General features: G+C 64.6%; 1 protein-coding gene (only partly in view). It reads right to left on the bottom strand.

Going from position 1 to position 17,648, the window contains the following annotated elements; translation table 11 throughout:
* Positions 1 to 27 precede the first annotated feature (27 nt).
* On the bottom strand, positions 28 to 17,648 hold the 3' portion of the coding sequence (locus MTX34_RS01975) for a non-ribosomal peptide synthase/polyketide synthase (protein ID WP_243608253.1). The gene runs 12,463 nt beyond the window's last position; 17,621 of the gene's 30,084 nt are visible here — the last part of the coding sequence; its start codon lies off the right edge, out of view; its stop codon occupies positions 28 to 30.

A 17,648-nucleotide genomic window follows, 5' to 3' on the forward strand; every position in this document is an offset into this window, starting at 1 on the left:
ACGCGACAGACGACACCCTCCTCGGGCTCAACCATCGATCACGGCCTCGGCCGCCTCGATCATCGACGCCACCGCCGTCGCGTATCCCTCTGCACCGAGTGCGGGCAGGATGCCGGGCACGAGCTGTGACAGAGCCACCGTGACCAGCGCTTCGGGCTTGAGCGTCGTGCCCATGGCCTTGGAGACCGATTCGAGCTTCGTTCCCAGCTGCTCGAACGTGATGTCTACGCCCTCATGACTCAGCACGGCTGTGGACGGCGCGATGGACGCTGCCTGCGATACGAGCGCAGGAAGATCTGCGACCGTTCTGGCCTTCCGCTTCGGCGCAAACGCAGCCCGCTCGGCCTCGGACAGAATGTCGATCGAACGCAACGTCACCGAGGGATCCTGCGTCACGGCGTCGAGAATTCGCAGGAACCTGTCGGCGAACTTCTCCACCGTCGACCTGTCGAATATCGACGTCGCGTAGTTGAACAGGGCTCGCACATCCTGCACCGAACCGGTCTCGTCGAACTGCTCGATCGCCGTCAATTGCAGATCGAACTTCGCCTGATCCTCGTCCGCCGCGAGCGCAGACACCTCGAGTCCGGGCAGCGCGAAGGTGTCACTGACTGCGTTCTGGAAGGTCAGCATCACCTGGAACAGCGGCGAGTACGCACTGGACCGACTCCGTCCCATCGCTTCGACGACATTCTCGAACGGAACATCGGCATGACCGAAGGCTGCGAGATCGGTGTCTCTCGTTCGAGTGAGCAGCTCGGAGAACGTCATCGCACCCTCGACCTTTGTCCGCAGTACGAGAGTGTTGACGAACATGCCGACCACGTCGTCGAGTGCCGCCTCGCCGCGCCCCGCGGTGGGCGTACCGACAGCAATGTCGTCGGTTCCGCTGAGTCGAGCGAGCAGCACTGCCAGGGCACCGTGCACAACCATGAAGACCGTCGAATTGTGCTGACGGGCAACCTTGTCCACGCGCTGTGCGATGTCGGTACCGAAGGTGAACTCGTACGCCTGACCGATCGTGGACTGCCGCGCCGGCCGGGGCCGGTCGGTCGGGAGCGCCAACAGATCCGGAATTCCGGCAAGCTCACGCGTCCAGTAGTTCAACTGCGCGGTCATAGCGCTGTTCGGATCGGTCACGTCGCCGAGTACCTCGCGCTGCCACAGGGTGTAGTCCGCGTACTGCACCGGCAACGGTGACCACTGGGGAGCATCGCCCACGGCCCGTGAGGTGTACGCGAGCATGACGTCCCGAATCAACGGCCGCATGGAGAACCCGTCCGCGGTGATGTGATGTGCGACCAGTGCGAAGACGTGGTCGGTCTCGCTCAGGGCGAACAACCCCGCCCGCACCGGAACCTCCGCGGTGACGTCGAATCCGCCGCCGAGAATCTCACCTACACGGTCGAAAACGTCGGCCTCCGTTACCCGAACAGGAGTCAGGTTGCCGATGGAGTCGTCAACCCGCCCGATGACCTGAACGGGACCGTCAGCAGAGTCAGGATACTTGGTACGCAGGACCTCGTGCCGCTCCACGACATCGTTCATCGCCGCTGCGAATGCACCGACATCGAGAGCGCCGGTGAGTCTGATCGCGGCCGGAATGTTGTATGCCGCCGATGCGGTGTCGACCTGGTTGATGGTCCACATGCGTTGTTGGGCAAGCGAGAGCGGTATTGCCGCAGGCCGCTCACGAGCTACGAGCGGCTGCCTCGCACCACCGCCGACGAGAGGCTGGATCTTGGCCGCCAGGGCCGCCACGGTCGACGCCTCGAACACGATCCTCACCGGAATCTGAGTATCGAGTGCGGTGCCCAACCGCGACACCACCTGGGTGGCAATGAGTGAGTTTCCGCCGAGATCGAAGAAGTCGTCGGTACGGCCGACACGGTCGATACCCAGAACATCCGCGAGAGTACCGGCGACGATCTCCTCGATCGGGTTGGTCGGAGCCGCGAACTCGGCGGACGCCAGTTCCGGTGCAGGCAAGGCCTTGCGGTCGAGCTTGCCGTTGGTGTTCAACGGCAACGCATCGAGAACGACGAACGCCGACGGCACCATGTAGGACGGAAGGGCGGCCGCGAGCTCGTTGGTACTCGCTTCGACGTCGAACTCGTCGGAACGTCCGACGACGTAGGCCACCAGGCGATCGCCGGTGCGGCCGTCGTTGTGGACTGTCACCGCAGCCTCGCGCACTCGATCCTGCGCTCGCAGAGCCGATTCGACCTCGCCGAGCTCGATGCGGAACCCGCGAATCTTGACCTGGAAGTCAGCCCGCTCGACGTATTCGAGTTCACCGTCGGCCGTCCACTTCACGATGTCACCGGTGCGGTACATCCGGGTACCGCCGGTCGCGAACGGGAGGGCGACGAACCGGTCGGCGCTCAGATCCGGACGCGCGAAGTAGCCTCGGGCCAACTGCGCACCCGCAAGATACAGCTCACCGCTGACACCGACCGGTACCGGGTGCAGTCGTGCGTCGAGTACGAACACCTGGGTGTTCCACTCCGGACGCCCGATCGGCACCGACGCCACATCGGAATCGGCGACCGCATGCGAGGTCACCGATACCGCGGCCTCGGTAGGCCCGTACAGGTTGAACAGTTCCGCCGAATTGTTCGACCGGAACTGCTGTGCCGTCGCCGCAGGCAGGGCCTCACCGATCGCGAGCACCCGGCGCAACGTGGACGGAAGCGAACCACCGGCCACCGTGCTCAGCATCGACAACATCGACGGAACCACGTGCAGTGTGGTCACCGACCGCTCACGCAGGACCCCGAGCAGATAATCGGGGTCACGGTGACCGTCTGCTGTCGCCACGACGAGTCGGGCACCGATCGTCAAGGCCGACCAGAATTCCCACACGGAGAGATCGAAGGTCGCCACGGTCTTGAGGAGCACCGAGTCCGATGCATCCATGCCGAACTCGTGGTGCTTCCATGCCAATTGGTTGACGATCGCACCGTGCGACACCGCCACGCCCTTCGGCTTGCCGGTCGATCCCGACGTGAAGATGACATATGCGGTGTGGTCCGCATGCAGAGGTGCCGATCGTTCAGCGGCGACCACCGGGGTGTCGTCCTCGCCGGACACCTCGAGTTCGGCCAGGTCCACCGCCCCGGCCATGTCGGACTCCGTTTCGTCGACTCCGGGAACGGTGATCACCAGGACGGGTCGTGCGGTGTCGAGGATGTACTCGATTCGTTCGGCCGGTTGATCCGGATCGATCGGAACGTAGGCACCGCCGGCCTTCACGATCGCGTACATACCGACCAGAAGATCGACAGATCGTCGAATCGCCAGACCCACCAGAGACTCCGGCCCCACGCCGCGATCGATCAGCGACCGTGCCACTCGGTTCACGCGCGCGTCGAACTGCCGGTACGTCAGCGATTCGCCCTCGAACTCGATCGCTACGGCATCGCCGTCTCGCCGTACCTGCGCATCGAACATGTCGACCAGAGTGACGTCGGTATCGATGTCGCGGGCGGTATCGTTCCACGCGGTCAGCACGTCGTCGCGCTCGTCGTGCTCGAGCACGACGATATCTCCGACAGCCTGATCCGGTTCGGACACAACCGATTCCAGGACTCGAACGAATCGATCGACGATCGATCGGACCGTGGATTCGTCGAACAGGTCGGTCGCGTACGTCACGAGCGCCTCGAACCCCGCAGGTGCACCGTCTGCGTCGTGACGATCGGCCAGGATGAGGTGCAGGTCGAACTGTGAGTTACCCGAGTCGGCGTCCACCGGAGAGACCGTGAGGTCCCCCAGTTCGAGAGACGTCTGCGCGACGTTCTGGAACGAGAAGCCGACTTGGAACAGCGGATGCCGTGCGGTCGACCTCGCCGGGTTGAGCACCTCGACCAGCCGCTCGAAGGGAACGTCGGCGTTGGCGAAAGCCTGTAGATCGGTCTCCCGAGCCTGCGCCAGCAGATCCGTGAAGCTCGATGCACCGTCGACGTCCAATCGGAAGACCAACGTGTTGACGAACATTCCGACGAGATCGTCCAGTGCCGCTTCACCGCGACCGGCGATGGGAGTGCCGATTGCGATGTCCGACATACCCGACAGCCGGGACAGTACGACGGCGAAGGCGGCATGGACCGCCATGAAGACCGTCGAGTTGTGCGCCCGAGCCAGTTCCTGGACGGCCGCGTGGGTCCGAGCCGACACCGTGAATTCGACACGCCGCCCGCGGAAGCTCTGGTCGGCCGGTCGCGGCCGGTCCAGTGGAAGCGTCAACTGGTCGGGTAGATCGGCGAGGGCACCCTTCCAGTACTCGAGCTGCTGCGCACCGACCGACGTCGGGTCGTCCTCGCGTCCGAGCACTTCGCGCTGCCACAGCGCGTAATCGGCGTACTGCACCGGCAACGCGGCCCATTCCGGCGAACGTCCCTGCGTGCGAGCTGCGTACGCAGTCATCAGGTCGGTGGTCAACGGCACCATCGACGAACCGTCGGCGGAGATGTGGTGGACCACCATCGCCACGACGAATTCCTGTGCCGCTACACGGAACAGAGTGACCCGAACCGGCACCTCGGTGGTGACGTCGAAGGCGGTCGCTGCCAGGGCCATGACACGCTCGGTGACGGCTCCGGCGTCGACGTCCTCCACTGTCAGAGCAATTCCGGCCTGTTCGACCGACAGAACCTGTTGCATCGCACCGGATTCGGTCTCCGGGTAGACCGTTCGCAGCGTCTCGTGCCGACCGACGAGATCGGTGACTGCCGCAGCGAAAGCGTCCTCGTCGAGATGGCCCGAAAGCCGCAAGGCCATCGGAATGTTGTACGCCGTCGACGCGCTGTCGAATCGGTTCAGGAACCACATGCGCGACTGTGCGAGAGACAGTGGCACGTGGGCGGGACGCTCGCGTGCCGTCAGTTCGGTACGGCCGCTACCGACCGCCGTCTCCACCCGTGCGGCGAGATCGCCGACCGAGGAGGCCTCGAACAGCAACCGGACCGGCACTGTCGCATCCAGCGCCCCGCCGAGCCGTGACACCACCTGCGTCGCAATGAGTGAGTTACCGCCCAGAGCGAAGAAATCGTCGTCCACGCCGACGCGCTCCACACCGAGCACATCCGCGAACACACCCGCCACTATCTCTTCGATCGGCGTCGATGGAGCACGGAACTCCACCGCCACCGCCGTCGGCTCCGGTAGCGCCTTGCGATCGAGCTTTCCGTTGACCGTCAACGGAATCGCATCCATCACCACGAACGCCGACGGCACCATGTACTCCGGCACCAGTTCCGCCACACCGGCACGAACTGCCTCCACATCGGCCGACCCGACGAGATAAGCAACCAACCGCACCGCACCCGGCGAATCCTCGCGCACGATCACCGCAGCCGCGGACACCCCGGTCTGAGCCGACACCGCTGCCTCGATCTCGCCGAGCTCGATCCGGAAACCGCGCACCTTGACCTGATCATCGGCACGCCCGAGATACACCAGCTCTCCGACACCGGAACCGTCCTCGACCCACCGCGCCACATCGCCGGTTCGATACAACCGACCCGAACCGAACGGATTCGCCACGAACCGCGTCGCCGACAACCCCGCACGCCCGAGATAACCACGCGCCAACTGTCCACCCGACACGTACAGTTCACCCGCAACACCGACAGGGACCGGCTGCAGACGCGTGTCGAGCACGTACACACCCAGACCCGAAATCGGAGCACCGATCACCGATGCCGAACCGATCGACGCCGCCGACAGAGCCCGGAACGACACGTGCACCGTCGTTTCGGTGATGCCGTACATGTTCACCAACAACGGTCCCGTAGCGCTGCCGTCACCGTGACGGGCGAACCAGCCCTCGAGCCTGCGCGGCTCCAACGCCTCCCCACCGAAGATCACGTACCTCAACGCCAGCTCACCGCCACCCTGCGTGCGGTCCAGCTCGGCCAGTTGATAGAACGCCGACGGAGTCTGGTTCAACACCGTGACGCCTTCGGACACCAGCAATTCGCGGAACGCCTCGGGTGAACGCGAAGTGAAGTAATCGACCATCACCAACGTTCCACCGTTGAGCAACGGCCCCCACAACTCCCACACCGAGAAGTCGAACGCGTAGGAATGGAACATCGTCCACACATCGTCCACACCGAACCCGAACGAGGAATCGGTGTTGTCCATCAACCGCAGCACCGTCGAATGCGGCACCGATACGCCCTTGGGACGCCCCGTCGAACCCGACGTGTAGATCACGTACGCCACGTTGTCCGCAGACAACGGAACCGAGCGATCCGCATCCGTCACCGGACTCGAATTCGACTCGCTCGCAACACCTTCACCGATGTCGATGACAGCGACAGAGGCTGCCCGTACACCGACCATCGACTCCTGCGCCACCACCTGGGCGGTCGAGACCACCGCGACCGGTGTCGCATCGGCAATCATGAACTCGATCCGCTCCGCCGGATACGACGGATCGACCGGCAGGTAGCCGGCGCCGGACTTGACCACCGCCAGCAACGCGACGATCAACTCGACAGAACGCGGCAGCGCAACCGCAACCAGTGCATCGGGACCAGCACCAGCCGAAATAAGCACTCGCGCAAGACGATTGACTCGTCCATCGAGCTCGGCGTACGACACCGACATGCCCTCGAACCGTACTGCGACCGAATCCGGATACGCATCGACGACAGCGTCGAATCGATCCGCCAACGTCCCCGCACCGGAGGACACATCCGGACCCGATGAACTCCACTGGCTCAGCACGCGCTCACACGTGACGGGATCGACGATCTCGAGATCACCGACCGCAGCCGACGGATCCGCAACGACTCCTCTCAGGATCGAGACGAGCTGATCGCCCATGACCTGCACGGTTTTCGCCTCGAACAGATCGGTGGCGTAGCTGACGTAGCACCTCAGCCCACCGTCCAGGACCTCCTCGAAAGTGAACTGCACGTCGAACTTCGCGATCTCCGCATCGAACTGAAGTGCTTCGACAGCGAGCCCCGGCAATTCGAGAGACGTCTGTCCCTGGTTCTGGAATGCCAGCACCACCTGCACGAGCGGATGCCGCGCCTGCGAACGCTGCGGATCGAGCACCTCGACCAGTCGCTCGAACGGCACGTCCGCGTTGGCAAACGCCTCGAGATCCACCTCACGCGCGTTCGCCAGCACGTCGACGAACTCGGCCGACGGGGACACCTCGGTCCGGAGCACGAGGGTGTTGACGAACATACCGATCAGGTCGTCGACACCGGCATCGCCGCGGCCGGCAATGGGGGTGCCGATCGCGACATCCTCCGATGCCGCCAACCTCGACAGCAATACCGCCAACGCCGAGTGCACCACCATGAACAGAGTCGCGTTGTTCTTCCGAGCGAGCTGGTTCAGCGCGGTATGCAGTGCTGCAGGTACGTCGAATTGCGTGGTGCGTCCACGGTTGGTCGCGATCTCCGGACGAACGTGATCGAACGGCAACTCGATCTGGTCCGGGGCCCCCGCCAATCGACGAGTCCAATAGGCAACCTGCGCCGACGCGGGTGACGTCGGATCGTCCTCACTACCCAACACCGCACGCTGCCACAGCGTGTAGTCCGCATACTGAACCTCGAGGGGCTGCCACGACGGCGCATCGCCCGCTGCGCGAGCGGCATACGCAGTCATCACGTCCACCGTCAACGGCCGCATCGAGAAGCCGTCGGCTGCGATGTGATGAACGACGAAGACCAGGACGTGCTCATCGCTGCCCAACTGCAGCAACCGAACCCGAACCGGCACCTCGCGCGTGACGTCGAACCCTCGGCCGACGATGTCCACCACGACGCTCATGACTTCGCCTGCTGGTACTGCGACCGGTTCCAGATCGATCGGCACGTCGGCGGGTTCGCGGATCACCTGATAACCGACCCCGTCGACTTCGGGGTACACCGTCCTCAGCGTCTCGTGCCGAGCCACCACGTCGCCGATCGCAGCGTGGAGAGCGGCCGCATCCAACGCGCCGGTGAGCTCGATCGCCACCGGAATGTTGTTGACCGCCGACGCGGTATCGAATCGGTTCAGGAACCACATGCGTTGCTGCGCAAGAGAAAGCGGGATGCGCTCGGGCCGCGGACCAGCTCTGAGAGCTGCCCGTCCGCCGGCCCCGACATGGTCCTCGACGCGGCGTGCCAGTGCACCGACCGTCGATGCGTCGAACAAGGCGCGGACGGGTACGGCAGCCTCGAGTGCCGAACTCAATCGAGCGGCTACCTGTGTCGCGATCAGTGAGTTGCCACCGAGAGCGAAGAAGTCGTCGTCGACGCCGACCCGTTCCACACCGAGTAGATCTGCGAAGACCTCGGCAACGATCTGCTCGACGGGCGTGGTCGGTGCCCGGAACTCGACTGTCTCGAATGCCGGCTCCGGCAATGCTTTGCGGTCGAGCTTGCCCGACGTGGTAAGCGGGAGGGCATCGAGTACGACGAACGCCGACGGCACCATGTAGGCCGGCAGGCGCTCCGACACGTCGGCGGCGACTGCGTCGACCGTCGTCTCGGTGGTCAGGACGATCCACGCAACGAGCCGATCGGCGCGCACCGCCACCACCGATTGCGCCACGGTGTCGACACCGGCGAGAGCCGACTCGATCTCACCGAGCTCTATGCGCTGCCCACGTAGCTTGACCTGGAAGTCCGAACGGCCGACGTATTCCAGTTCACCGTCGACGGTCCACCGGACGACATCGCCGGTTCGGTACAACCGGCCGCGTCCGAAGGGGTCGGCAACGAACCGATCTGCAGTGAGATCGGGGCGTGAGGCGTATCCCCGCGCGAGCTGCACACCGCCGAGGTACAGCTCCCCCTCCGCGCCGACAGGTGCCGGCCGAAGTGCGTTGTCCAACACGTAGACACGGGTGTTGTAGACCGGTCGCCCGATCGGCACGCTCGATACGTCTCGGGCCGAGAACTCGTGATGCGTGACGTCGACTGCCGCTTCCGTCGGTCCGTACAGATTGACGACGCGGACCTCGGGCAACTGCGAGACGACCGATGCCGCTGTACTCGACGGCAACGCCTCTCCCGATGCGAACACTGTCCGAAGGCTCGTCGCGACTCGGACGCTCGGCTCACCGGCGAACACAGCGAGCATCGACGGTACGAAGTGCGCCACCGATACCGACTCTGCCGCGAACAACCGCGCAAGGTAGGCGGGATCCCGGTGTCCGTCAGGTAGTGCGATGACCAGTCGAGCTCCGATACGCAAGGGCCAGAACAGTTCCCACACCGACACATCGAACGTCACCGGCGTCTTCTGCACCACGACGTCGGCTCGATCGAGTGGATATCGGTCCTGCATCCATTCGAGACGGTTGACGATCGCGCGGTGATCGATCGTCACGCCCTTCGGACGGCCGGTCGAACCGGATGTGAACAGTACGTACGCACTGTTCCCCGGAACGGTCGTTCGCTCGGCATCGTCGATGGGCAGATCGGACAACGAGCTCAGATCGAGCCGGTCGACATGCACCACCGGCTCGACGGCGGTGACGCCGATCGCGTCCGCATCGGTGGTCAGCATCAGGGTGGCAGCGGACGTTTCCACGATGTATTCGATGCGGTCCGAGGGCTGCTCGGGGTCGACAGGCACGTAGGCACCGCCGGCCTCGAGGATTGCGTAGATACCGATCAGGAGGTCGAATGATCGGTGCATGGCGATCGCCACGGTCGACTCGGGCCCGATTCCTTCGGCCACGAGGTACCGAGCGAGCCGATTGACGCGAGCCGAGAACTCCGCGTACGTCATCGACGCGTCGCCGAACGTCAGGGCCACTGCGTCGGGAGTACGGCGTACCTGGGCACGGAAGGCATCGAGCAGAGTCCCTTCCGGAAGATCCCGGTCGGTGGCGTTCCACTCGTCGAGCAGCAGCGAACGTTCGGCGGCGGTGAGCAAGTCGATATCGCCGATCGCGGCAGTCGGATCGGCCGTGAACGCCGTCAGAATCCGTTCGACGCGCCCCAGCATCGCCGACACCTGGTCACGATCGAACAGATCCTCGAAGTACTTGAGCGTCAGCATGATTCGTTCGTTCGCGACGATCAGCAGAGTCAGTGGGTAATGGGTGCTGTCGTTGCTCTCCACCCCGGTCACAGCCATGCCGTCGATGTTCGACGCCTGTGCCGCCAGACCTGCTTCGTCCACCGGGTACGACTCGAAAACGGTCAACGTGTCGAACAGTGTGCCGACGTTCGCGGCGCGTTGAACCTCGGTGAGTCCGAGATAGTGATGGTCGAGAAGGTCTGCTTGCTCGCCCTGCAGTCGGACGAGTGCCTTCTCGATCGACTCGCCGGCGCGGGCGGCCACCCGAACGGGCAGGGTGTTGATGAACAGACCCACCATGGATTCGACGCCCGGCAGCCCCGCAGGCCTTCCCGAGACCGTAGCGCCGAACACGACGTCGTCACGGCCGGTCGACGCGGACAGCAGCAGACCCCACGCGGCTTGCACCAGCGTGTTGACGGTGACACCGAGGCGTGCGCCCAGGTCGACCAATGCCTCGGACAGTTCGCCCGACAGTGGTAGTTCTACCGCGCCTGATCTCGAGGTGATCTCGCGACCGACGGCCGCGGGTGCCACCATCGTCGGTTCGGGAGCGTCGGCAAGTACCCGCGCCCACACTCGTGCGGACTCCGACCGGTTCTGCCTGGCGAGCCAGGACAGGAAGGTTCGGTAGGAGGGCACCCGAGGCAGCGCAGACCCATCACCGTGCACCGCGTACAGCACCAACAGGTCCTTCATCATCAACGGCATCGACCAGCCGTCGAGGAGAATGTGGTGGTTGGCGAACAGCAGGCGGTAGTCGCTGTCGGTCAGTTTCACCAGGGTGAAACGAACGAGAGGCGCTGCGGCCGTGTCGAATCGAACAGCTTGCTCCTCGCTGCGGAGCTGCTCGTACGCTTCGGCGCGCTCGCCGTCGGACAGGTGCGACAAGTCGTGCTCGAACCACGGTACGGCAACGTTTTCCACGACGACCTGGACGGTCGAACCGTCCGCCGTGGGTACGAATGCAGTCCGGAGGTTGTCGTAGCGGTCCAATAGCGCCTGGGCTGCTCCACGCAGACGACGTGCATCCACGTCGCCGGAGAGTGTCAACACCATCTGCATGGTGTAGACATCCACAGCCGACTCGGCCAACATCGCATGGAACAGCAGACCCGACTGCAGCGGAGCCAGGGACCAGATGTCGGTGACACCCGGGTATCGATTCTCCGCAGCGTCGATGTCGCGCTGAGCGACGGCGACGAGCGGCACATCCGAGGGGGTCAGTCCCCCAGCGGTCCCGCTTTCGACGCGAACCGCGAGAGCAGTGAGAGCGTCGACCCATGTATCGGCCAAGTCCTGCACGGCGTCACGGTCGATGGCGCCGCTCGGGTACGCGAACGTCGCCGTCAACTCGATCTCGTTACCGGCTCCGCGCACGATCGCGTTGATGTCCACGGTCCTGTTCGCCGGCAGATCCGCGTCGCCGACGATGTCCAGCTCATCGAAATCACTTGCCGGAAGCCAGCCTTCGATTCCTTCCGGGATCTCGCCGGCAGAGACTCGCCCAAGGTAGTTGAAGCTGATCTGCCCGGACGGAAGTGCCGACAGTTCGGCTGCGGTGGCATCGTTGAGGAAGCGCAACAGTCCGTAACCCATGCCCCTGTTCGGCATGGCCAGTAACTGTTCCTTGACCGCTTTCACAGCACGGTCCAAGGCCGCGCCTCCACCGAATGCGTCCACGATGTCGACTCCGTCGAGATCGAGCCGTACGGGATATGCACTGGTGAACCACCCGACCGTGCGGGACAGATCGGCCCCGGGAATCAGTTCTTCTTCGCGGCCGTGTCCCTCGAGCTGGACCAGCGTCGACAACTCGTCGATGCCACGGGCAGCGCGCCATCGGACGACCGCCAACGCGAGCGCAGTGAGCAGGCCGTCGTTGACTCCGCCGTGGAACGCGTCCGGCACCGAGGTCAGCAACGCTCGAGTGACACCTACGGGCAGCACTACGGTCAGCCGATCGACGGTCGACTGAACATCCACGGACGGATCGAACGGCCGACTGCCGAGCGTGGAATCGACAACATCGGTGACGCGCTGCCACATCGGCAGTTCGGAGAGTGTGTCGGCCTCGGCAGCGCGGTCCTTCAAGGCGTGGGCCCAGCGACGCTGCGAGGTACGCACTTCGGGAAGGACCGGATTCTGTCCCAGGGACACCTGCGCCCACGCAGATACGAAGTCCGGCACCAGAATTCGCCAGGACACACCGTCGACGACCAGGTGATGCGCCACCACGATCAGTCGCCCGGCGACCTCGGTACCCATGTCGAGCCAGACGAATCGGAGCATGCTCCCGGACCGTGGGTCGAGTCCAGCCATCGATTCGTTCACGGCGGCCGAGGCTGTGGCCAGTGCAGCGACATCGTCGGTTTCGGGAGCGATGTGGATGTGGTCAACGCAGTCGTCCACCGAGACGCTGCCGGGCTCGGAAATCTCGAGACCCCACCCCTGCTCGTCGTGAACGAGTCGAGCGCGTAGGCCGTCGTGCCGGTCCACCACTGCCGAGATCGTCGCAGCGATACCCTGCCGGTCGATTCCCACCGGCAGGTCCAGCGTGATGGACTGCACGAACCGATCGAAGGACCCACCCCGCTCGACCATCGACTGCGCGAACGGAGTCAGGGGCATTCGGCCGATTCCGCCACCCGGTAGTTCGTCGAGAACAGCGGTGTCGGCGAGTGCGTCCTCGGTCGTTGCCACGGCCGCCAGCGCCGCTACGGTCTTGTGCTCGAACACATCTCGGGGTGAGATCACCACGCCACGAGCTCGAGCACGCGCTACCAGTTGGATGGACACGATGCTGTCGCCGCCGAGGGCGAAGAAAGAGTCGTCGGCTCCGACCAGGTCGAGACCGAGTACGTCCGCGAACACGTCACTGAGCACGCGTTCGACATCGTTCGCAGCTCCGCGATACTCCGCGGCACTGGCGAATACAGGTTCCGGCAACGCCTTGCGATCGAGCTTGCCCGACGGGCTCAACGGCAGGGCGTCGAGTACGAGAACCTGGGCCGGGACCATGTACTCGGGTACCAGCGCCCCGGTGGCGAGCAGTAGCGCGTCGACATCGACGGCGTGACTGCCAGCGGGCACCACGTACGCGATCAACTGGTCGCTATGCACGAGCACCACCGCCTGAGCGACGGTGTCGTGTGAGACCAACGCCGATTCGATCTCACCGAGCTCGATACGCAAGCCGCGCAGCTTTACCTGGAAGTCCGAGCGACCGATGTATTCCAGTTCGCCTGTCGCAGACCACGTGACGAGGTCACCGGTTCGATACAACCGGCCGCCACTCGGATCGAACGGGTCGGCGACGAAGCGGTCTGCGGTCAGATCGGGCCGGGAGTGGTACCCGCGGGCCAGCTGGACGCCGGCGAGGTAGAGCTCGCCCACCATTCCCACCCCGACGCCACGCAGTCGAGCATCGAGAACGTGCACGCGTGTGTTGAATACCGGGCGGCCGATCGGCACGCTCACGGTGTCCGCCGGGGAGAACTCGTGGTACGTCACGTCCACGGCCGCTTCGGTGGGGCCGTAGAGGTTTACCAAACGGGCGGCCGGGACCGCCGTAGCGAAGGCGGTTGCGGTGGTCACCGGCAGCGCCTCTCCGGAGGCGAATACCCACCGCAGCGCGTCCGCACGCTGCGCCGTGGGTTCGGCGGCGAACACGGCCAGCATCGACGGCACGAAGTGCGCCACGGATATGCGTTCGGCGTGCATCAACTCGGACAGGTAGACGGGATCGCGGTGGCCGTCCGGTCTGGCGACGACCAGTCGTGCACCGACCTGCAAGGGCCAGAACAATTCCCACACCGAGACATCGAACGTCACCGGAGTCTTCTGAACGACCACGTCGAGGTCGTCCAGAGGATAGCTGGTCTGCATCCACAGCAGGCGATTGACGATTGCCTGGTGGCTGATGGCAACGCCCTTGGGCCGACCCGTGGATCCAGAGGTGAACAGAACGTAGGCAGTATTGGCCGGGTCGAGCGGTGACGACAGTTCTTCCGCTGCGACCGGACCTCCGTCGTAGGCGTCCAGGGTCAGTTCGTCCAAGCGAACGACCGACACGTCCTCATGATCGACGTCACCGAAGCCGTCCCGCGAGGTCGTCAGGACGAGCGTCGCTCCGGACGTCTCCAGGATGTAGCCGACTCGCTCGGCCGGCTGGTCCGGGTCGACAGGCACGTAACCAGCGCCTGCCTTGACGATGCCGTACAGGCCGATCATCATCTCCAGCGAACGACGCATCGCGAGCGCAACCAATGATTCCGGTCCGACTCCTTGCCGGATCAAGTACCGCGCAACCTTGTTCGCCCGTAGATCGAACTCTCGATACGTCAGCGATTCGGTGCCCAATGTCAGTGCCACCGAGTCGGGCGTGGCCGACACCTGCGCATCGAACATCGACACGAGGGTTGCGTGCGCGTCGATATCACGCGCGGTGTCGTTGAGCTCCGCGAACATCGAGCGCTCGGTCGCACCGGTCAGATCGATATCCCCGACTGCAAGACTCCGGTCGTCGGCGACGGCCTCCAGGATGGTCTCCAGCCGCGTCATCATCGATGCAACCTCGGCGGCGGTGAAGGCATCGGTCGAATACTTCAACTTGAAGTGCACACGGGTGTCGACGGCGATCAAGAGCGTCAACGGATAGTGTGTGGCGTCCTCGAGCTCGACGTCGGCCACCGACATGCCGTCGATGTTTTCGGCCTGCGCGGCCAGCCCGGCCTCGTCGACCGGGTAGGACTCGAACACCGTCAAGGTGTCGAACAGGGCTCCGACACCGGCGGCACGCTGGATCTCGTTCAGCCCCAGGTAGTGGTGGTCGAGCAGATCTGCTTGCTCGCCCTGCAGTCGGACGAGCATCGACTCGATCGACTCCGCACCGTCGAAACGCACTCGAACCGGGAGCGTATTGATGAACAGGCCCACCATCGATTCGACACCGGTCAGGCCGGCCGGACGGCCGGAGACCGTGGCGCCGAAAACCACGTCGCTACTGCCGACGAGTCGACCAACCAGCAGACCCCAGGCTGCCTGTACCAACGTGTTGAGCGTGACGCCGATCCGAGCGCCTGCAGATTGCAGAGTCGAGGACAGTGACTCACTGAGATCGAGCGACAGCTCGGCCGTTTCGGCCGAGACAGCTCGGTTCTGATCCACGGTCGACAACAGGGTGGGTGCCTCGATGCCGGCAAGCGTCTCGGCCCACACCTGCCGCGAAGCCGACGCATCCTGACCCGCAACCCACGCGAGGAACGACCGGTACGATCGCACTCGGGGCAGCGCGGCACTGTCGCCACGTAATGCGTAGAGCGCCAGCAGGTCTCGCATCAACAGCGGCGACGACCATCCATCGAGCAACAGATGGTGGCTCGAGACCAGGAATCGTCGATCGTCGTCGGACATCCGCACGAGGGTGAAGCGCATCAGCGGCGCAGAGGTCAGGTCGAAGTGCTCAGCGAGATCCCGCGCTCGCACATCCTCGAAGGCAGCCTCGCGGTCCGACTCGGGCACACCGCTCAGATCTAGTTCGCGCCAAGGTACTTCGACGCGATCGAGCACCAGTTGCGCCGACAGCCCGTCATCGTTCTGCACGAATGCTGCGCGCAGGTTCTCGTACCGATCGATCAGAGCCTGCGCTGCGTTGCGCAGACGCTCGGCATCCACAGTGCCCGTGAGCCGAAGCAACACACGCATCGTGTACACATCCACGGAGGTCTGGGCGATGAGCGCGTGAAAGAGCAGACCGGACTGCAGCGGCGCCAGCGGCCAGATGTCGGTGACGCGTCCGAAGGTGCCTTCCCACACGTCGATGTCCTTCTGCGACACCGGTACCAGCGGCACATCGGACGGGGTCAGTCCCCCGGAACCGTCTACCGAGGAGTACTGCGCCAACGCCGTCAGCGCATCTGTCCACAGCTGCGCGAATTCGTCGACTTCGGATCGTGCGAGCAGCCCTTCCGGGTAGGTCAAACTCGCGGTCAATCGCGGACCGGCGGGAGTGTCCACCACCGCGGAGTTGATGTCGATGGTGGCGTTCGCCGGCATATCGGCATCACCGGGCGCACCGACGTCCGCGAGCACATCGGACGGAATCCAGGCACCGCCGGTCAATTCGGTGGAAATGCCCTCGGTCGACACCCGCCCCAGGTAGTTGAAGCTGATCTGAGGCGTCAGACCGACCGCCTCGAGGACCTTGGCCGTCTCGCCGTTGAGGTACCGCAACAGGCCGTAGCCCATGCCCTTGTCCGGCACGCGGAGCAGCTGCTCCTTGACTGCTTTGACCGTTGCTCCCATGGCTGGGCCCGCTGCGAGGGCGTCGCGCAGATCGATCCCCTCCAACGCGAGTCGAACCGGGAAGGCGCTGGTGAACCAACCGACGGTTCGAGACAGGTCGGCGCCCGGGACGATGTCTTCCTCGCGGCCGTGGCCTTCGAGCTTGACTACGGCGTCGAGCAGGTCGACGCCGCGGCGTGCTCGCCACCGAGCCAGTGCCAACACCAACGAGGCCAGCAGACCGTCGTTGACGCCACCGTTGAAGCGCGCAGGAACTGTCGTCGTCACCGCATCGGTCACCGCCTCCGACAGTTCCACGTCCACGCGGGACGTGGTGCCGAGAGTATCGATCCGGGGATCGAACGGACGCGACCCGAGCAGTGGATCCTCACCGGCCAGAACTTCGGTCCACCACGCAACTTCGGCCTCGCGCGCGCTTTCGTGCGCCGCGTCCACCAGCCCGTGCGCCCAGCGGCGCATCGACGTTCCCACAGCAGGCAACAGCACTTGCTGCTCGGCCGCTGCCTGGCTCCACGCGACCGCAAGATCGGGCAACAGGATGCGCCACGAAACACCGTCGACGACGAAGTGATGAGCGACGACGAGCAGGACGCCGGGACGCTGCGACGCGCCCTGTTCCGATGTGAAGTCGAACCAGACCAGCTCGAGCATTCGGCCCGCTTCGGGATCCAATCTTCCCTTCGCCGAATCGAGTTCGCGTTCCGAGCGAGCGATGAACTCCTCGTCGCCGACGGCCGCATCGAGTTCCACTCGCACAAGTGCGTCGGACACGTCTACGGCACCGACGGGGCGCACACCGAACGTCCACTCTCCGCCCTCGGCTCGTTCGACGATCGAGCGCAACATGTCGTGGTGGTCCACCACGGCAGCCAGGGTCGCGGTCAACAATGCCCGGTCGATACCGACCGGCAGACCTACGGCCACCGACTGCGCGAACCTACCGAACCCGCCCGGAGACTCGAGAACGGACTTCATGATCGGCGTCAACGCCAGCGGGCCCACGCCGCCGCCGGTGAGTTCTCCGACGACAACGCGTTCCTCGGCCGCACCGACGAAGGCAGCCACCTCGGCAAGACCGGCAACGGTCTTGCGCTCGAACACATCCCGTGGACTGAACGCGACGCCCCGAGCACGAGCACGTGAGACGAGTTGAATCGATACGATACTGTCGCCGCCGAGTGCGAAGAACGACTCGTCGATACTGACCTGCGCCACGCCCAACACGTCGGCGAAGACCTCGGCGATGATCGTCTCGAGATCGTTGGTCGCCGCCCGGAATTGCTGTTGCTCGA

Origin of the sequence: Rhodococcus sp. ARC_M5 (assembly GCF_022810405.1) — a bacterium.
In the GTDB taxonomy this organism is placed as follows: domain Bacteria; phylum Actinomycetota; class Actinomycetes; order Mycobacteriales; family Mycobacteriaceae; genus Rhodococcoides; species Rhodococcoides navarretei.